This is a genomic window from Gordonia paraffinivorans, from assembly GCF_900683595.1.
Classification (GTDB): domain Bacteria; phylum Actinomycetota; class Actinomycetes; order Mycobacteriales; family Mycobacteriaceae; genus Gordonia; species Gordonia paraffinivorans.
The window spans coordinates 58,842-77,806 of the sequence record NZ_CAACYD010000003.1 but is presented as its reverse complement, the minus strand read 5'-3'; the positions used below and the strand labels follow the sequence as shown (position 1 = coordinate 77,806).

Sequence of the window (18,965 nt, the reverse complement as noted above, 5' to 3'; positions counted from 1 at the left end):
CGACGATCACCGTCGGACCACTCCGATACCCTCGGAACGTGGCAGAAACAACGGAGTCGGGGGCGGCGGAGTCGGCGTCGGGGGCCACCGAGCAGTCGGGGGCCGAGGCCGAGCTGCGCGAGGAATGGGCCGCCCTCGCCGACGAGATCCGCGAGCATCAGTTCCGCTACTACGTCAAGGACGCGCCGATCATCAGCGACGGCGAGTTCGACGCGCTCCTGCGTCGACTACAGGACCTCGAGGAGAAGCATCCCGAGCTCGCGACGCCCGACTCGCCGACAAAACTCGTCGGCGGCGGGTTCTCGACCGCGTTCTCGCCCGTCGATCACCTCGAACGGATGATGTCGCTCGACAACGTCTTCGACTACGACGAGATGACCGCATGGGTCGAGCGCGTCCAGGCCGACGCCGGGACCAACCCGGAATTCCTCTGCGAACTCAAGATCGACGGCGTCGCGTTGTCGCTCGTGTACCGCAACGGCGTGCTCGAACGCGGTGTCACCCGCGGCGACGGCCGCACGGGCGAGGACGTGACCCTCAACGCGCGCACCATTGAGGACATCCCGCACCGACTCGCAGCATCCGACGAGTACCCGATCCCGGACGTGCTGGAGGTGCGGGGTGAGGTCTTCTTCCGGGTGGAGGACTTCGAGGCGTTGAACGCATCGCTGGTCGCGGACGGCAAGCCGCCCTTCGCCAACCCGCGCAACTCGGCCGCGGGCTCGCTCCGGCAGAAGAACCCTCAGGTCACGGCCCGCCGCAAGCTGCGGATGATCTGCCACGGCATCGGCCACACCGAGGGCTGGCGACCGGCCTCGCTGCACGATGCCTACCTGGCGCTCGGGGCCTGGGGGCTGCCGGTCTCCACGCACACCAGCAAGGCGTCGGGCGTAGAGGAGATCCTCGACAAGATCACCTACTGGGGCGAACACCGCCACGACGTCGAACACGAGATCGACGGCATCGTGGTCAAGGTCGACGACTTCACCATTCAGCGCCGCCTCGGCGCGACGTCGCGGGCGCCGCGCTGGGCGATCGCCTACAAGTACCCGCCGGAGGAGGCCACGACCAAGCTGCGCGACATCCAGGTCGGCGTCGGCCGCACCGGTCGCGTCACCCCGTTCGCGGTCCTCGAGCCCGTGCTGGTCGCCGGTTCCACCGTGTCGCGCGCGACGCTCCACAACGCCTCGGAGGTCAAGCGCAAGGGCGTGCTCATCGGTGACACCGTGACCATCCGCAAGGCCGGCGACGTGATCCCCGAGGTGCTCGGACCCGTCGTCGACCTGCGTGACGGCAGCGAGGTCGAGTTCCAGATGCCCGAGCGCTGTCCGGAATGCGGCACCCCTCTGCGGCCGGAGAAGGAATCCGACGTCGACCTGCGGTGCCCCAACCAGGAGAGCTGCCCGGCTCAGCTGCGGGAGCGGCTGTTCCACCTGGCCGGGCGTGGCTCCTTCGACATCGAGGCCCTCGGGTACGAGGCCGCCACCGCGTTGCTGGGCGCCGGCGTGATCCGCAACGAGGGCGACCTCTTCTCGATCACCGCCGACGACCTCGCCAAGACGGAACTGTTCACCACCAATTCCGGCAACCTGTCGGCCAACGGCAAGCGACTGCTCGCGAATCTGGACAAGGCCAAGAAGATGCCGCTGTGGCGGGTGCTGGTGGGCCTGTCGATCCGGCACGTCGGTCCCACGGCTGCTCGTGCGCTGGCCACCGAATTCGGTTCGTTGGAGGCCATCGAGAACGCCGACGTCGAGCGGCTGGCCGCGGTCGAGGGCATCGGCATGACGCTCGCCCAGTCGATCCACGACTGGTTCACCGTCGACTGGCACCGCGAGATCATCGAGAAGTGGCGCGCCGCAGGCGTTTCCATGGAAGACGAACGCGACGAGTCGATCGAGCGGACCCTGGAGGGCAAGACGATCGTCGTGACGGGCTCGCTGGTCGACTTCTCCCGCGACGGCGCCAAGGAGGCCATCCTGCAGCGGGGCGGGAAGGCGTCGGGTTCGGTGTCGAAGAAGACCGACTACGTCGTCGTCGGCGACTCTCCCGGCAGCAAAGCCGCCAAGGCCGAGCAGTTGGGTGTGCCGATCCTCGACGAGGACGGGTTCAAACGCCTACTGGAGACCGGCAGCCCCGAGTAGACAGCCGGTCAGACGGGTCGCGACCCGGACGGCCCGGGATTGTCCAGGCCGGGTCGCCGGGCGCTCAACTGTTGAGCGCCTTGTCGAACGCGCGATACGCCCGCGGGTCGAACAGGACGAAGCGGATCTCGGTGAGCGAGGTCTCCGCAGAGCGGACCGCGTCCAGCGCCTTGCGCGCGCCGTCATCCATCGGCCAGCCGTACACACCGGTCGAGATCGCCGGGAACGCGATGGTGCGCGCGCCCAACTCCTCTGCCACGCGCAGGGATTCGCGATAACAGGAGATGAGGTACTCGGAGCGGTCCTCGTCGTAGGAGTGGACCGGTCCGACGGTGTGGATCACCCACCGTGCGTCGAGATCCCCGGCGGTCGTGGCCACCGCCTCACCGACGGGTAGGCCGCGCCGGTAACGACCGGCCCGCAGTTGCTTGCACTCGGCGAGGATCGCCGGTCCGCCGCGACGATGTATCGCGCCGTCGACGCCACCGCCGCCGAGCAGCGTCGAGTTCGCGGCGTTGACGATCGCGTCGACGGACTGGAGGGTGATGTCTCCCTGCACGAGCGTGATGGAGGTCATGTCTCCATCATGACCCCGGGTGTCTGGGGATAGGGTGCGCTACGGCTCAGAGGGTGACGCGTCGGCTCAGAATGTGACGCTACGCGTCGGCTCAGAACGTGACGCTACGCGTCGGCTCAGAACGTGACGCTACGCGTCGGCGCGCAGCACGGTGCTGACGATGCCCGCGAGATAGCCGAGCCGGGCGACCTCCGACGGACGGAAGTCCGGGCCGCCGATACGACCGAGCAGGACCGCCTTCTCGTTGGAGCCGACGGGTGCGGCCGCGAGGCGGGTGTCCATCTCCTTCCACGCGTCGGGCACCCAGTCGCCCTCGGCGTCGAGCTGCGCTGCGCGCTCCAGCGGCAGCCAATCCGCGCGCGTCAGCGGGGTCTCGGGCGCTCCCGACGACCCGAACAGCTGCAGCACGCCGCCGCTGGCACGGGTGATGACCATCGCCCACGACACCCGCAGCACCCGGGGTGCGTTGTCGACCAGCACCTGCAGGCGCTCGTTGCGCGGTGCGGTGGCGACCTGGTCGACCAGTTCGAGCTCGCGGTGCGTGTCGAGCACGCCGGAGTAGGGGCGGATCGAGTCGACGCGGACCCCGTTGACCTTCTCCGCCGCGGTGATCAGGCTGTCGGGAAGAGCGCCGGGGGCCATTTCCACGACCAGATCGTCGACGGCGTAACCATCGCCCCGCTCGACCACTTCGAGCGACAGGATGTCGGCGCCGACCGAACCGAGCTGGACGGCGAGGACGCCGAGACTGCCGGGACGGTCCTCGAGGTAGACGCGCAGGAGGTAAGACACGTCAGCCATTCTCGCACCCGCGGCGGTCGACCGCGCAGCGCCCGTGGATGCGGCCGGTGTGCCCGGCGTCGACGGCGCGTCGTCGCGGGTCGGCATCCGCAACCGGTGGCTGGGGTGAGCCTGATCGGCGCGTTCCCATAGGCTGGAGTGGCACATCTGCGCGCTCCGGCGTCGCGATGGGCGTTCATGGCCGAGCAAGTGAAGGTGAGAAAGGACGCTGACGGTGGCTGGCGAACCGAAGTCCATATCGCGTGAAGAGGTCGCGCACCTGGCGCGACTGTCGCGACTGGCGCTGAGCGAGGACGAACTCGATGTCTACGCCAAGCAGCTGGACTCCATCCTGACTCACGTGGCGTCGGTCTCGGAGGTGGCGGCCGACGACGTCCCCGGAACCGCGCACCCCGCCGAACTCGCCAACGTGCTGCGTCCCGACGTCGTCACGCCCGGTCTGACCACCGAGGCCGCGCTGTCCGGTGCGCCGGCCGTCGAGCAGGACCGTTTCGCCGTTCCGCAGATCCTGGGAGAAGAGCAGTGAGTGTCGATTCGAGTGCCGCCGCGCCGCGTCCGGACGGTGACCTGATCGGTCTGTCCGCCGCCGAGCTCGCCGCCAAGATCGCCGCCCGCGAGGTCAGCTCGGTGGAGGTCACCCAGGCCCATCTCGACCGCATCTCCGAGGTCGACGACGAGATCGGCGCGTTCCTGCACGTCAGCGGTGCCGAGGCGCTCGTCGCGGCCAAGGCCGCCGACGACGCGATCGCAGCAGGCGAGGCGCCTTCGGCGCTCGCCGGCGTCCCGATCGCGCTCAAGGACGTCTTCACCACCACCGACGCGCCCACCACGTGTGGCTCCAAGATCCTCGAGGGCTGGGTGCCGCCGTACGACGCGACGGTCACCGAGAAGCTCCGCGCGGCGGGCATCCCGATCCTGGGCAAGACCAACATGGACGAGTTCGCCATGGGCAGCTCGACCGAGAACTCCGCCTACCAGCTGACCCGGAACCCGTGGGACCCCACCCGGATCCCGGGTGGTTCGGGCGGCGGTAGCGCCGCGGCGCTGGCGTCGTTCGAGGCGCCGCTCGCGATCGGCACCGACACCGGCGGCTCGATCCGGCAGCCCGCCGCGGTCACCGCGACCGTCGGCGTGAAGCCCACCTACGGCACCGTCTCCCGGTACGGCCTCGTCGCCTGCGCGTCGTCGCTGGACCAGGGCGGCCCGTGTGCCCGCACGGTCCTCGACACCGCGTTGCTGCACGAGGTCATCGCCGGACACGACCCGCGCGATTCGACCTCGATCGACGCCCCGGTGCCCGACGTGGTCGCCGCCGCTCGCGAGGGCGCGCAGCAGGACCTCAAGGGCGTCCGTATCGGCGTCGTCAAGGAACTGCAGGGCGAGGGCTACCAGGCCGGTGTCCTCGAGTCGTTCCACGACGCCGTCGAACTCCTGAAGGAGCGTGGCGCGGAGGTCGTCGAGGTCAGCTGCAAGCACTTCACCTATGCGCTCGGCGCCTACTACCTGATCCTGCCGTCGGAGGTGTCGAGCAACCTCGCCCGCTTCGACGCGATGCGGTACGGCCTGCGCGTCGGCGACGACGGCACGCACTCGGCCGACGAGGTCATGGCACTGTCCCGCGAGGCCGGATTCGGCCCGGAGGTCAAGCGCCGCATCATGATCGGCACGTACGCCCTGTCGTCGGGCTACTACGACGCGTACTACGGCCAGGCGCAGAAGGTGCGCACGCTGATCGCGCGCGACTTCGCCGCGGCCTTCGAGAGCGTCGACGTCCTGATCTCTCCGACCACGCCGACCACCGCGTTCAAGATCGGCGAGAAGGTCGACGACCCGCTGGCCATGTACCTGTTCGACCTGTGCACCCTGCCGGTGAACCTGGCGGGCATCGGCTCGATGTCGGTGCCGTCGGGGCTGTCGAAGGACGACGGCATGCCGGTCGGCCTGCAGATCATGGCCCCGGCGTTGGCCGACGACCGCCTGTACCGCGTCGGTGCGGCGTACGAGGCGGCGCGCGGCCCGATCGTCTAGGCCACAGGCTCACCCCTTCTGGACAGATCCACCACCCGACGAGGTGGTGGATCTGTCCATTTCTGCTGGGTTTGCGGCTACCCGACCTGCTCCACCCCGTACCGGTGTCCGACGCCGGGCGGTCCGTCGAGCGCGGACAGCAGGTCGACGCTGGTCTGCAGAAAACTCACCACCGGCAGCCACGGCGCCTCCGGCACCCGCGGTCCGTCGAGCACGGTGTCGCGGGGTCGACCTGCCGGGTGCCAGAGCGCGCTTGCCGACCAGCGGACCACCGGGTCGCTGCGATTGGCCAGAACCTTTCGCGGGGATCGTGATACGGCCTCGACCGTCCCGGCCGGCGGTGCGGTGAGCACGGTCTCCGACAGCAGCGTCGGATGGTGGTCCTCGAGCCAGACACGTGCGGCGTCGGCTCCGACCGCGCCCAGGCTCTGGCCGTAGAGCACGAGCCGTGGATGGTGCCCGGGGTGCGCGGAGACGGCCTGGGCGAGATGCCTGACGACGGCGATCGCAGACTCCGCGGCCGCCGTCCGGTCGGAGACGAAGGCCTGCCACGACGGCACGTCGGAATAGGGGAGGGACAGCACCCGGATGTCGTGACCGAAACGGCGGGTGAATCCCTCGACGGCAGTCGAGTCGACCCATCCGGAGCCGGTGGGGACCGCGACGACCACCGTGTCCGCAGACACGCCGCCCGCGTCGACCCATCGGTGGACCAGATCGGCTGCCGCATCGTCGAACCCGCCGGATGCCAGGTCGCCTCGCAGCACGCCATCCGAGGTGGTGACGGACCCGACGGCGGCTCCGCCGTCATGCGCCTCGGCCTGTGCGGGGGCGAGGAGTCCGGCGGTCAATGCGGCCGCCGAGGCGGCGACCACCGCTGTGGTGCGTGGGGTCAGCGCGATCGCCGCGACCGCGGCCGCCGGGGCCACGGTGATTCCGGCCCACCACCATACGTCGACCGGCGGCGCCCCGACCGCTGCGCGGACCACCGTCTGCCACCAGACCGCGACCCCGGCACCGAACGCGGCGGTCAGGGTGCCGGCACCCACGGCGATCCGTCGGGCCTGGGCGTCGGGTTCACGAGTGGACCTCCGTGACAACAGCGTTCCGACGATCGCGCCGGTCGCGGCGAGCGCCGTCGTCAACAGGGTCATGGTCACGGCGCCGCGCGGCAGGGTGCCCGGGTAGAGCGCGATCAGATAGCCGGCGAGTGCGCACACGACGAATGCGGGCGTGGGTAGGCGGGTCATGAGTTCTCCTGTGTGAGGGACGAATCGGTGAACAGGCGCTCGACGGTGGTGCTCACCAGCCGGGGAATCGTCTCCCCGGCGACCGGAGGGCCTCCGAACTGGCGCCAGGTGTTCCAGGCGAGTCCGATCCGGGCCGCCTGCGCCGCCGCGTGGCAGGCGGGGTCGGTGCACGACCGGTGCATCCGGTCGATCAGCATGCGGTCGAGAGAGAGGCGCGCCCAGGCGTCGAGCGGATGTCCCGTCCGGGCGGCCGCGCGCAGCACGTCGTACCCGAGATCGTGTGTCCGGCAGAGCGGCGTGAACCGATCGGGCAGCGGGACGGGGGACGAGCAGTCGCCGTCGGGGTTGATCGGGAACCCGTCCTCGACCAGCGGCGTGTACCCCATCGAGGGCTCGAACGAGGCGGGCAGGACCTCGAGCGCGTGTGCCGGGTTCGGGCCGATCATCGTGAGGACGACCTGCGCATACGGATTCCCGGCATCACGCGGGGACGGACCGGCCGTGCCGTCCGGGCCGAGGTCGCCGGCGACGGCCTGTGCCGTCGACATCCACTGTCCGACGACGATCACGAACAGGGTGGCGGCGGCGATCGCTGCGCGCATCGGGAAGCCGATCCGATGGGAGCGGCGGCGGAACCCCAGGCGAGAAGGATTGTCCGAAGCCGGTTTCCGTGGTGGATGCGAATCGGGGTGTGGCGTGGTCATGGACCATGACGCTAGGAATGCGAAGCGCTCTGCCACATCGCTCCGCGGAGCCGAACGCGGTCACCGCCGGGGTGGATGTTCGTGCCGGGCGACCACTACCTCAGGACGAGCGCATTCCCTCCTGAGTATGAGGACTCGGGGCGCCCACCCGCCTAGGGTGAGGGCATGATCGGTCTTCGCAAGCATCTGCGGGCGGCGGGCGGCGAGTTCGTCGATTGGGTGTCGAGTGCGCCGGTCGCCCAGGACCCCGCGGTGCGCGCCTACTTCTCGCGCCGGATCAACTGGTTCTTCTTGTTCGTCGCCCTGGTCATGTACGCGATCTCCTGGCCGACACTGCAGTTGACGCACCCCATGCCCGCGTTCCTGTTGCCGCTCGTCTCGGCGTTCGCGGCCCTGCCGATCGCTCTCGCGTGGTCGGCGCCGCTGGCGGGGTGGGCGATCTCGGTGGTGTCGGCACAGGTCATCGGCCTCATCGTGCCGACGAGCGACGGCTGGGAGCTGACGATCCAGGTCACGCACTTCATCGAGCTGCTCGTCCTCACCTTCATGATGATGCTGCGCAGTCCGCTGCGATGGATACCCGTGGTGTGGCTCGCCACCTCACTCGTGGTCGCCTATGCGGTGCACCCGGCGTGGATCATCGGCATATCGGTGATGGCCGTCGTCGTGCCACTGCTGCGGGGGCTCATGGCGTCGCGGCGCCAGCTCGCCGAGCGCACCAAGGAGACCGAGGCGGCGGAGGCGGAATCCGCGGTCCTCCAGGAACGCGCGCGGATCGCTCGAGATCTACACGACGTGGTGGCCCACCGGATGTCCATGGTCGTCGTCATGTCGCAGACCGCGCGTTACCGTATTCCCGACGTCTCTGCCGCCGCGGCAGAGGAATTCGACGCCATCGCCGATGCAGCGCGCACCTCTCTCGACGAGGTGCGGCAGTTGCTGGGGGTGCTGCGGGTCGAGGGTGCCGAACCGAATGCGTCCCCGAATCCGCGCCTGGCCGATATCGACTCGCTCGTCGCCGAGACCCGCAGGGCCGGTTCCGATGTCAGGCTCACGCGGGAGGTCGACGACGAGGCGGTCGGCGAATCCGCGGCCCTCGTGGTCTATCGGATCGTGCAGGAATCCCTGGCCAACGCCACTCGGCATGCGCCGGGGAGCAGCACCGAGGTGACCGTCGTTCCGGGGCCGGAGGGGATTGTCGAGGTGTCGGTGGTGAATTCGGCGCCGACGGCCGCCCCGTTGGGCATCGGCGGCAACGGCGTCGGCATACCCGGCATGCTCGAGCGTGCCCAGGCTGTCGGCGGTTCATTGGTGGCCTCGCCGACCGTCGACGGCGGTTTCGCGGTACGTGCCCGCATCCCGACGACCCCGCCGCGGGAGGCCGCGGTCGTTGCGCAGGCACCGGTTCCGGATCGTCACGACTCCGCCGCCGATGACGAACGGTAACCTGACGTACGTGCCGACCAACCCGGATCCGCAGCGCCGCCACGGCGAGAGCGGGCCGATCACCGTTGTCGTCGCCGACGATCAGGCGATGGTCCGCCAGGGGTTCTCGGCGCTGCTCGCCGCGCAACCCGAACTGTCCGTCCTCGGCGACGCCGCCGACGGCGTGGAAGCCGTGGAAGTGTGCCGGCGCGCACGCCCGGACGTCGTGCTCATGGACGTCCGCATGCCGCGCAAGGACGGTCTCTGGGCGGCAGAGCAGATCCTCTCCGCCGGGTGGGAGCCCCCGACGAAGGTGCTGATGCTCACCACCTTCGACATCGACGACTACGTCTTCGAGGCGCTGCGCATCGGCGCGTCGGGATTCCTGCTCAAGGATGCGCCCGCCGACGAACTCATCCGCGCGGTGAAGGTGGTCGCGGCCGGCGAGGCCCTGCTCGCGCCGTCGATCACCCGCCGCCTCATCGACGAGGTGACATCCCGGCGGCGCCGGCCCAAGAAGAGCCCCGCACTCGAGCACCTCACCCCGCGCGAACGCGAGGTGCTCGAGCTCGTCGCCGACGGCAAGTCCAACGCCGAGATCGGCGCGGATCTCTACGTCACCGAGCAGACGGTGAAGACCCACGTCAGCAGTCTTCTCGGCAAACTGCGTCTCCGAGACCGCGCCCAGGCCGTGGTCTTCGCCTATGAGAACGGCCTCAAGTGAGATCGTGACGAGTTGCCGAGCCGTGCCCGTTTCGGTCCTCGAGCGATTGACCAGGGAATATAGTCGACTGCACGGTGCGAACCGGACATACCTCCCGGCACCGTGACCGCCGACGGCCCAAGGGAGAGGAGTGCGCTGATGACCGTTCGCCCGCCGGAAAAGGACTTCACCGACGCGAACCTGAAGGTCGGCCCACCGAAGACATGGGCGGTCGGACTGCCGGCCATCGAACACGCGATGCTGCCGGCGCTCGGCGAGCTCGATCCCGAACGCACCGCGAAGGTCGCCTTCTCCATCAACCACAAGGCCGGATTCGACTGTCCGAGTTGCGCGTGGGCCAACCCGGACCGGTCCAAGCCGCTCGAGTTCTGTGAGAACGGCATGAAGTCGGTGGTGTGGGAATCCGCCCCGGCGACGATCCCCACCGAGTTCTGGCAGCGGCATTCGCTGGCCGACCTGGCCGAGAAGTCCGAGTACTGGCTCGGTCTGCAGGGGCGCGTCGTCGAGCCGGTGTACAAGGCGCCGGACTCCGACCATTACGTTCCGATCGGCTGGGACGAGGCCCTCGACCTCGTGGCCGACAAGCTCAGGTCGCTCGACGACCCCGATCAGGCCGTCTTCTACACCTCCGGCCGGATCACCAACGAGCCCGCGTTCCTGTACCAGCTGTTCGCCCGGGCCTACGGCACCAACAACCTGCCGGACTGCTCCAACATGTGCCATGAGGCCACCGGCGCCGGCATGACCGCAGCGATCGGGGTGGGGAAGTCGACCGTGCACTACGACGACTTCGCCAAGGCGGATCTGGTGATGGTGATGGGGCAGAACCCCGGCACCAACCATCCGCGCATGCTCAACGCGCTTCAGGACTGCAAGGTCAACGGCGGCAAGATGATCGGCGTCAACGTGCTACCCGAGGCATCGCTGCTGCGATACAAGAACCCGCAGAAGCCGATCGGCCTCATCGGCGACGGCATCGCGATGTCGGACCAGTTCCTGCACATCAGGATCGGCGGGGACATGCACCTGATCCAGGCGATCGCCAAGCGGGTGCTGCTGGCCGAACAGCTCGATCCCGGAAACGTTCTCGACTGGGACTTCATCAACACCTACTGCGAGGGTTTCGAGGAGTACCGGGATCACATCCTCGCGCTCGACGACGACGAAGTGCTCGATGCGACCGGCCTGACCGCCGAGGAGATCGACACCGCCGCACGGCATTACCTCGACTCCGACGCGACGATCATCACCTGGGCCCTGGGCCCTGGGCATCACGCAGCACCGCAAGGCGGTGGGCACCATCGCGGAGATCATGAATCTCCTCATGCTGAAGGGCAACATCGGCAAGCCCGGTGCGGGAGCGTCCCCGATCCGCGGGCACTCCAACGTCCAGGGCGACCGCACGATGGGCGTCTGGGAGCAGATGCCGCAGCCGTTCCTGGACCGGCTGGGCGAGGAGTTCTCCTTCACGCCTCCGACAGAGCACGGGCTCGACTCGGTCGACGCGATGAACGCCATGGAGCGCGGCGACATCAGGTTCTTCATGTCGATGGCCGGCAACCTGCAGGCGGCGATCAGCGACTCCAACCGCGCCGACTCCGGGATCGGGAACGTCGACCTCACCGTCTCGGTGACGACGAAGCTCAACCGCTCCCACGCCGTGACCGGCAAGGCGTCGTTGCTGCTCCCGGCGCTCGGTCGCACCGAGTACGACGTCCAGAAGTCCGGTCGCCAGTTCACCACCGTCGAGGACACCGTGTGCTTCATCAACGAGTCCCGCGGCGAGCTCCCACCGATCTCGGACGGAGTGCGGTCGGATGTGTGGATCCTCTGCGAACTCGACAAGCGACTCCTGGGTGACACGCAGATCCCGTGGCAGGAGTTCCAGGACGACTACGACACCATCCGCGACCGGATCGCCCGGGTGATCCCCGGCTTCGAGAACTTCAACGGGCGGCTGCGCACGGGCCGTCGGGGCTTCCTGCTCGCCCACCCGCCGCGGGATTCGCGGACCTTCCCGACACCGACGGGCAAGGCGCGGTTCACCGTGCACACCCCCGAGCACATCACGTGCCCGCCGGGGCGACTCATCCTGCAGACGTTGCGCTCGCACGATCAGCACAACACGACCATGTACGGCCTCGACGACCGCTACCGCGGCATCAGCCAGGGACGGTTCGTCGTCTTCGTCAACCCGGACGACCTGGCCGAGCTCGGTCTCGCCGACGGCGACACGGTGGACGTGTTCAGCGAGTGGCCGGACTCCCCGGACCGGGTGCTCCGCGGCTACCGGGCGGTCTCGTACCCGACGAAGAAGGGTTGCGCGGCGTTGTACTTCCCGGAGGGCAACGCCCTGATCCCGCGAGAGTCGGTGGCCGAGGGGTGCAACACGCCCACCTCCAAGCAGGTGATCGTCCGCCTGGAGCGTTCGGACGAGCGGGCGGCGACCGGACGTCCGGTCACCGTCTGATTCCCGCGTCTCCCGCACCGCCGACGCGCGATGTTCCTCCGCGCTCGGCGTCGCGCGCAGCCGGGCACTAGATTGGGTGAGATCGTCGACAAGGGAGGGTCACACCACATGGCCAAGAGGTTCGGCATTCTCACATCCGGCGGTGACTGCCCCGGCCTGAACGCGGTGATCCGCGGTGCGGTGCTCAAGGGCGAAACCGTCTACGGTCACGAGTTCGTCGGCTTCAAGGACGGTTGGGCGGGTCTCGTCTACGGGGACATCATGGAGCTCAACCGTTCCACGGTGCGCGGCCTGTCACATCAGGGCGGAACCATCCTCGGCACGAGTCGCTTCGGGCCGTATACCGAGCCCGACGGGGGAGCGGACAACATCAAGAAGGTCCTCGAGAACCTCGGCATCGACGGGGTCATCGCGATCGGCGGTGAGGGCACCGCGTCGGCGTCGAAGCGTCTGTTCGAGGACGGCATCGACATCGTCGGCGTCCCCAAGACCATCGACAACGACATCGACGCCACCGACTACACCTTCGGCTTCAACACCGCGGTAGAGATCGCCACCGAGGCCATCGACCGATTGCGCACGACCGGCAACTCGCATAAGCGGTGCATGGTGCTCGAGGTGATGGGACGCCACGCCGGCTGGATCGCCCTGCACTCGGGTATCGCCGGCGGTGCCCACGTCATCCTGATCCCCGAGCAACCGGAGAGCCTGGACCAGATCTGCGCCTGGGTGACCAGCGTCAAGAACCGCGGCCGTTCGCCGATGGTCGTGGTGGCCGAGGGCTTCAAGCTCCCCGACATGAGCGAGGCCTACTCGACCAAGGGGCTCGACGGCTTCAATCGTCCGCGACTGGGCGGCATCGGCGAGGTCCTCGCCCCGCTGATCGAGGAGCGGACCGGCATCGAGACGCGGGCCACCGTCCTCGGCCACATCCAGCGCGGCGGCGTGCCGTCGGCCTACGACCGCGTGCTGGCCACCCGCATGGGCATGGCCACCGCCGACCTCGTCGCAGAGAAGGGCTGGGGCCAGATGGTCGCCCTGCACGGCACCGAGATCCGCCGCATCACCTTCGACGAGGCGCTCGGCAGGCTCAAGACCGTCCCGCCGGAGCAGTACAAGGAGATCCGGGTCATCTTCGGCTGACCGTCGAGTTCCCCGGACCCGAGACGCCGGGGGACCCGGCGGGGTGGGCGTCCTCCACCCCTGCCGGGTCCGGTCGGTTGGTCTGGTGTTCTCGCGTCAGCCGGCCTGGTAGGGCTGCACCGGGGCGGCGGGCTCCGGCTCGCGCGGGATGACGATCCACAGCGCCAGGTACAGCAGCACCTGGGGGCCGGGGAGCAGCAGCGACAGCACGAACAGCACGCGGACCAGCGTGGCGTCCCAGCCGAAGCGTGCGGCGATGCCGCCGCAGACCCCGCCGAGCCAGGCGTCGGTGCGCGAACGCATCAGACGGGGGCCGGTGTAGGAGGGTTGTGCTGTGGTCATCGATGGTCTCCTCGGTCGGTGGGATTCTCGTCTTCGACGGTAGGCCGCAGACCTGCCGGGGGACATCCGTGATCACCCTGATCGTTCCCCTGGGATTTCGGCGCATAAACTGACAGCCATGACTTCCGCCGCAGCCGATCTGTTGGAGTACGACGAGGTCATCGCCGCTTTCGATCCGGTGATGGGCCTCGAGGTGCACGTCGAGCTGGGTACCGCGACCAAGATGTTCTGCGGATGCCCGACCGATTTCGGTGCCGATCCCAACACCCAGGTGTGCCCGGTGTGCATCGGCCTGCCCGGATCGCTGCCGGTCGCCAACGCCAAGGCCGTGGAATCGGCCATCCGCATCGGACTGGCGCTGAACTGCTCGATCCGTCCGTCGAGCGTGTTCGCCCGGAAGAACTACTTCTACCCGGACCAGCCGAAGAACTACCAGATCTCGCAGTACGACGAGCCGATCGCCTACGACGGCTACCTCGACGTCCCGCTGTCCGACGGCACCACGTGGCGCGTCGAGATCGAACGCGCGCACATGGAGGAGGACACCGGCAAGTCGCTGCACATCGGCGGCGCCACCGGTCGCATCCACGGCGCGAGCCACTCGCTGCTCGACTACAACCGCGCCGGCGTGCCGCTGGTCGAGATCGTCACCAAACCGATCGTCGGCGCCGGCGAACGCGCCCCCGAGGTCGCCCGTGCCTATGTGACGGCCCTGCGCGACCTGCTCAAGGCGCTCGGCGTGTCCGACGTCCGCATGGACCAGGGTTCGCTGCGCTGCGACGCGAACGTGTCGCTGATGCCCAAGGGCACGAGCGAGTTCGGCACCCGCACCGAGACCAAGAACGTCAACTCGCTGAAGAGCGTCGAGGTGGCCGTCCGCTACGAGATGTGCCGGCAGGCCGCGATCCTGCAGGCCGGTGGCGAGATCGTCCAGGAGACCCGGCACTTCCACGAGACCGACGGCACCACCTCGGCCGGTCGTCGCAAGGAGACCGCCGAGGACTACCGCTACTTCCCGGAGCCCGACCTGCCTCCGGTGCAGCCCGATCCCGCCTGGATCGAAGAGCTGCGGGCCACCATGCCGGAACTCCCGTGGGTGCGTCGTGCGCGCATCCAGGAGGAGTGGGGCGTGTCCGACGAGGTCATGCGCGACCTGGTCAACGTCGGCGCTGTCGAGCTGATCATCGCCACCGTCGACGCCGGCGCCTCGGCCGAGGCCGCCCGCGGCTGGTGGGTCTCGTTCCTTGCGCAGCAGGCCAATTCGCGCGGAGTCGAGCTCGCCGACCTGCCCATCACGCCGGCTCAGGTCGCCGAGATCATCGGCTTCGTCGACGAGGGCAAGCTGACCACCAAGCTGGCCCAGCAGGTCGCGACCGCCGTCCTCGACGGCGAGGGCGAGCCCGCGCAGATCGTCGCCGATCGTGGACTCGAGGTCGTGCGCGACGACTCGGCCCTGCAGAAGGCCGTCGACGAGGCGCTCGCCGCCAACCCCGACATCGCCGAGAAGATCCGCGGCGGCAAGGTGCAGGCCGCCGGCAAGATCGTCGGCGACGTCATGAAGGCGACCCGCGGCCAGGCCGACCCGGCGCGCGTGAAGGAGCTCGTGCTCCAGGCCTGCTCCTGATTCCACGGGATCGCCCAGCGCCCACACACCGACAAGGCCCGATCCCCGTACGCGGGGATCGGGCCTTGTTCCGTTGTTCGCAGTCGTCGTTCTCAGTCGTCGGACGAGGCGCTGCCGCCGGAAGTGCCACCGCCAGAGGCGCTGCCGCCGGTGCTGGTGTCGCCGCCGGTTGCGGCGGTGCTGCCGCTCGAGGCGCCGTCACCGCCGCCGGTCGTGGAACCGGTGGAGCCGCTTGCGCTTTCGCCGCTGCCGCTCGAGGCGCCGTCACCGCCGCCGGTCGTGGAACCGGTGGAGCCGCTTGCGCTTTCGCCGCTGCCGGTCACACCACTGCTGGTCGGGCCGCCGCCCGTCGAGCCGCCTGCTCCCTCGCCGTGGGTGTACGTCGACCCGCTCTGGGCCGGTGCCAGGGTCGGCACGGGTGGCGCCGGATCGTCGTTGCGGTGCTTCCCGACGTAGGAGGTCTCGTCCAGCGCGTGCCGGCCGGTGGCATGCGATGTCGTGGACGCCGAGCCGGAGTTGCCGACCGCACCCGCGATCTCGCCCGTGGCCTCGGCGAGGGACGTGGAGGCGGACCGCACAGCGTTCGAGCCCGAGTTGACGAGGTTCGTCGCCGCGTCGGCCAGGGCTTTCGAGATCTGCGAGGCCGTCGGGGTGACGTGCTCGGTGTACAGCGGGCTGAGGAACGCCTCGATCCGGCGCACCACCTCGATCGGGGCGGGCAGGTCGAGGTCGGAGAGGAACCCGGGCAGTTCCGCCTCGGAGAGGAACTCCGGCACCTCGATGCCCAGCGCGGCGAACACGAGCGCCGGATCGAGGGAGACCAGCGAGTTGGCGCCGCCGAACAGGCTGCCCAGCTGACCCAGGTCGAGGAGCGCCGGGTCCAGCTCGCCGAGGTCGACTCCGGCCAGCGAGAGGTCGGCGTCCGGGGGAGTGGTGCCGAGCTGGAATCCGGGGAGTCCGATGCCGAAGAACGACGGACCGCTGTAGCCGATCCCGTACGGACCGACGTTGAGCGAGCCCAGCGAGTACACCACCGGCAGGGTGACCCCGTCGGCCACCTTCAGCAGCCTGACGGTCACGCCGGAGTTGATCAGCATCCCGTCCGGTCCGATGTAGTACGACTGCAGCAGCGAGGTCTTGTCGAGTCCGACACCCAACTCGGGGATCGCGAAGCCCGACGAGCGCGAACCCAGGACCGACTGCACCGACTGCGCGCCGTTGGTGACGATGCCGGGGGAGAACTTGCCGCCGGCCGTGAACAACTGTCCCGGCGAGGTGATCCCGCCGGCCATGATCGGCACGGTCAGGACTTGGTCCGGCCGGCCCTCGCCGCCGGGGATGATCACCTGTGTCAGGCCGACGAGCGAGCCCGCCGAGCCGTCCAGCGGGAGCGAGTAGGCGCTGCCGATCTCGCGCGTGATGATCGACAGTCCCTGGAAGTCGAAGTCGTCGAAGTGCGAAAGCGCTTTGGCTAGGTCTGAATTCGGGTCGTAGGCGATCTCGTAGACCGTGGCACCCGATGCGTCCTTCTCCGCGTCCCACGTTCGGCTGTAGCAAATGCCTGAAGCCTTGCGGGTGCACCGCTCGCTGCCTTTCGCGACCTCCAGCGGTTGGAGCGGACCGTACGCTTGTAGGACGGTGTCCTTGAGGCCGGCCGCGGTGAGCGGGTCCATCGTGAGTCGGTTCTGGGTGATCCAGTTGCTGCCACTGACGCCGAGCGCCGGCCAATCCACCGTTCCGGTCCACGAATCGGTTGTCTTGCTGCCGCTGCCGACGCCGGCCAGCGAGCTGAGGAACTTGGTGGGATCGATGAGGTCTGCTTGTTGCTTGATCGGCCGTCCGTTCCAGGCCTTCTCGGCCAGGGCTTTCGCGTTGGCCGCGATGATGGGGCCGTTGGCCACCGTGAGGTCGGCCCCCGCCGACGCCGCCGGACCGGTGATGTTCGCCAGGCCGAAGAGCGGGTCGACGAGTTGCAGTCCGAGATAGGCCTGCTGGATCAGCGCGTTGCCCTGGTCGAGCGCTCCCAGGATCGAGTTGCCTCCGACGCCGGGCACGTGACTCGTGTCGGGCACCGCCACCAGCATGCCGGTCGCTTCGGAGACGACCTCGAGGATGGTCAGGGGCTCACTGGTCGAGTTCTTCGAGCTCGTGACCGCGGGCACCCATCCCTCGGGCAGCACCGACTTCAGCGGGGCGAGCAGGGCGATCTGCGTGCGCCCGAGGTTGTCGGTGATGGTGATGATGTTGTCGGTCGCCGCATAGCCGTTCTCGGCGATCTGGCCGGCGTTGAGCTCGGCACCCATGGCCGGCGCGGCGACGCCGGTGCCGATCGCGAGCACTGCACCGAGTGCGGCGGCCGCCTTCGTCAGTTTCTTGGACGAGCGTGCCTGTGCGCGCGCCGCCGCCCGGCGACTCGCCCGGTTTCCTTGCGGGGATGTCAAGTTGATCTCCTGGTAATCGCTTGGGGTGCAAGCGATCGTAAGGGGAGATCGTCGTCAGGGCCTCATCAGAAGGCCCCGGTTTCGCGAAGTTCGTCCGTTTGGACGAATGTCTGATTTCGTCTCTTTGACCTCAGGGTGAACGGAGCGTCACGGCTGAGCTTGCCCCACTCAGGTCCGGTCGTTCCCGCCACCCTGCGGCAGGAAACGGAAGATGCGGTCGTCGGTGGGCTTGGGATCGCCGACCTGCCGGTTTACGGTCGCGACCTGAAGAACTCCGTTGGGCAGTGCGGTCATTCGGCCCAGGGCCCCGTATCGCCGGTCGAGGACCACGGCAGGGGCGGTGACGGTGGGGTCCTCACGGGTCGGTTCCCGGATCCCCTCGATGCGCTGGGTGCGCGTGGTCGACACGAAGATGCTCCCGTTGGCGACGCCGCACCCGGCGATCTGCGGCTTGTCCGGCCACGTCCACAGGACCTTGGGCCCGCCTTCCTCGAGAACCTGGACGCGGTCCTCGGTGGCCTTCTGATCGGCCACGTAGATGGTTCCGTTCTCGTTGGGGCACAACGCCACCGACGATCCGAAGCCGTCGGCCAGGATGCGCGGGCGGGGGTTGGCGCCCGAGGTGAACGAGGTGATTGCCAGCACCTTGCCGGCCAGAGACGAGGGGTTGTCGGCCGCGGCAGGATCGCCCGCATCGCCGGTGGCCACGATGAGTTCGGTGGGCGTCCGGAAGAACATCGACCCCATGTTCCCGGTGGCGCCCTTGGGGATTCCGGTCAGGATGGGTTTCGGGACGTCGTCGGGTGCGAGTCGGACGACGCGGTTGTCCGACGGAGTGGTGATCAATGCGTAGATCAGCCGATCCTGAGAATAGGTGGGGGAAAAGGCGAAATCGATGAGTCCGCCGTCGCCGGAGGCGTCCACCGGGGCCTGCGCCAGGACCCGCTCGGGTCCGTAACGCTTCGTGGTGATGATCTTTCCGGTGGTCCGCTCGGCGACCACGGTCACCTCGCCCTGATCGTCGCCGGGCATCAACCCGCCGGTCGATGCGAGACAGGTGGCGATCACCGCCGGGTCCGGGTCGACACAGGGGCCGGACGGTGGCGGCTGGGTCTCGCGCGGCGTGGCCGGCGGGGGAGTGGGCTCCGCCTGACCGCTCGGCCGGCTGTTGGGGGTGAAGGCGCCGGCCTCCCGCTGACGGTCCTGCTCGGTGAAGTTCGCGCATCCTCCCACCGCGAGCGTGATCACCGCCAGGATCGTCACCAGCATTCGGCCGCTCGGCCGCCCCTTCC

14 protein-coding genes and 1 pseudogene are annotated in these 18,965 nt (G+C 68.9%); 8 read left to right on the top strand and 7 right to left on the bottom strand.

Going from position 1 to position 18,965, the window contains the following annotated elements:
* Window positions 1-38: 38 nt before the first annotated feature.
* Complete coding sequence (ligA, locus tag E1P53_RS01150; protein WP_131733213.1) at window positions 39-2,144, top strand: NAD-dependent DNA ligase LigA; 2,106 nt, start codon at window positions 39-41, stop codon at window positions 2,142-2,144.
* 64 nt (window positions 2,145-2,208) lie between these two features.
* Here ligA and E1P53_RS01145 read toward each other — a convergent pair whose 3' ends face one another.
* Together E1P53_RS01145 and E1P53_RS01140 are read right to left on the bottom strand one after the other, a co-directional pair.
* Window positions 2,209-2,721: an O-acetyl-ADP-ribose deacetylase gene (locus E1P53_RS01145; RefSeq protein WP_131733212.1), complete on the bottom strand. Its 513-nt coding sequence runs from the start codon at window positions 2,719-2,721 to the stop codon at window positions 2,209-2,211.
* Between the two features lie 129 nt (window positions 2,722-2,850).
* Window positions 2,851-3,522: an ACT domain-containing protein gene (locus E1P53_RS01140; RefSeq protein ID WP_109237508.1), complete on the bottom strand. Its 672-nt coding sequence runs from the start codon at window positions 3,520-3,522 to the stop codon at window positions 2,851-2,853.
* Between the two features lie 214 nt (window positions 3,523-3,736).
* On the opposite strand from E1P53_RS01140, the gene gatC reads away from it, so the two are divergent.
* Both gatC and gatA read left to right on the top strand, forming a co-directional pair.
* The gene (gene gatC, locus E1P53_RS01135) at window positions 3,737-4,048 is read left to right on the top strand and encodes an Asp-tRNA(Asn)/Glu-tRNA(Gln) amidotransferase subunit GatC (protein ID WP_006899875.1); all 312 of its coding nucleotides are present in this window, start codon (window positions 3,737-3,739) and stop codon (window positions 4,046-4,048) included.
* A complete protein-coding gene (gene gatA / locus E1P53_RS01130) occupies window positions 4,045-5,550 on the top strand; it encodes an Asp-tRNA(Asn)/Glu-tRNA(Gln) amidotransferase subunit GatA (protein WP_131733211.1) in 1,506 nt (501 codons plus the stop codon). Before gatC ends, gatA begins: the two co-directional genes overlap by 4 nt.
* Window positions 5,551-5,627: 77 nt before the next feature.
* On the opposite strand, the gene E1P53_RS01125 is transcribed toward gatA, so the two are convergent.
* Together E1P53_RS01125 and E1P53_RS01120 are read right to left on the bottom strand one after the other, a co-directional pair.
* Window positions 5,628-6,800, bottom strand: a complete 1,173-nt coding sequence (locus E1P53_RS01125; RefSeq protein ID WP_006899873.1) for an alpha/beta-hydrolase family protein — start codon at window positions 6,798-6,800, stop codon at window positions 5,628-5,630.
* Entirely contained in the window at window positions 6,797-7,402 is a 606-nt protein-coding gene (locus E1P53_RS01120; protein ID WP_006899872.1) for a hypothetical protein, read from the bottom strand. Before E1P53_RS01120 ends, E1P53_RS01125 begins: the two co-directional genes overlap by 4 nt.
* Before the next feature lie 267 nt (window positions 7,403-7,669).
* On the opposite strand from E1P53_RS01120, the gene E1P53_RS01115 reads away from it, so the two are divergent.
* The 4 genes and pseudogenes from E1P53_RS01115 (at window position 7,670) to E1P53_RS01100 (ending at window position 13,266) form a co-directional block, all read left to right on the top strand.
* The gene (locus tag E1P53_RS01115) at window positions 7,670-8,950 is read left to right on the top strand and encodes a sensor histidine kinase (protein WP_131733210.1); all 1,281 of its coding nucleotides are present in this window, start codon (window positions 7,670-7,672) and stop codon (window positions 8,948-8,950) included.
* A gap of 10 nt (window positions 8,951-8,960) precedes the next feature.
* On the top strand, window positions 8,961-9,653 hold the full coding sequence (locus E1P53_RS01110) for a response regulator (RefSeq protein ID WP_040526603.1): 693 nt from the start codon (window positions 8,961-8,963) through the stop codon (window positions 9,651-9,653).
* Between the two features lie 138 nt (window positions 9,654-9,791).
* Window positions 9,792-12,123: pseudogene (locus E1P53_RS01105) on the top strand (FdhF/YdeP family oxidoreductase).
* A 108-nt stretch (window positions 12,124-12,231) separates the two neighbouring features.
* Window positions 12,232-13,266 carry a 6-phosphofructokinase gene (locus tag E1P53_RS01100; RefSeq protein ID WP_131733209.1) on the top strand — a complete coding sequence of 345 codons (1,035 nt, stop codon included), beginning with the start codon at window positions 12,232-12,234 and terminating at the stop codon, window positions 13,264-13,266.
* Window positions 13,267-13,362: 96 nt separating this feature from the next.
* On the opposite strand, the gene E1P53_RS01095 is transcribed toward E1P53_RS01100, so the two are convergent.
* Window positions 13,363-13,608 carry a PspC domain-containing protein gene (locus E1P53_RS01095; RefSeq protein WP_006899867.1) on the bottom strand — a complete coding sequence of 82 codons (246 nt, stop codon included), beginning with the start codon at window positions 13,606-13,608 and terminating at the stop codon, window positions 13,363-13,365.
* Between the two features lie 118 nt (window positions 13,609-13,726).
* Here E1P53_RS01095 and gatB point away from each other — a divergent pair, with 118 nt between their 5' ends.
* Entirely contained in the window at window positions 13,727-15,232 is a 1,506-nt protein-coding gene (gene gatB, locus E1P53_RS01090; RefSeq protein ID WP_006899866.1) for an Asp-tRNA(Asn)/Glu-tRNA(Gln) amidotransferase subunit GatB, read from the top strand.
* Between the two features lie 92 nt (window positions 15,233-15,324).
* Here the strand turns inward: gatB and E1P53_RS01085 are convergent, their stop codons facing one another.
* On the bottom strand, window positions 15,325-17,673 hold the full coding sequence (locus E1P53_RS01085) for a hypothetical protein (protein WP_131733208.1): 2,349 nt from the start codon (window positions 17,671-17,673) through the stop codon (window positions 15,325-15,327).
* A gap of 168 nt (window positions 17,674-17,841) precedes the next feature.
* Window positions 17,842-18,942 carry a PQQ-dependent sugar dehydrogenase gene (locus E1P53_RS01080; protein ID WP_131733317.1) on the bottom strand — a complete coding sequence of 367 codons (1,101 nt, stop codon included), beginning with the start codon at window positions 18,940-18,942 and terminating at the stop codon, window positions 17,842-17,844.
* Window positions 18,943-18,965: the final 23 nt, after the last annotated feature.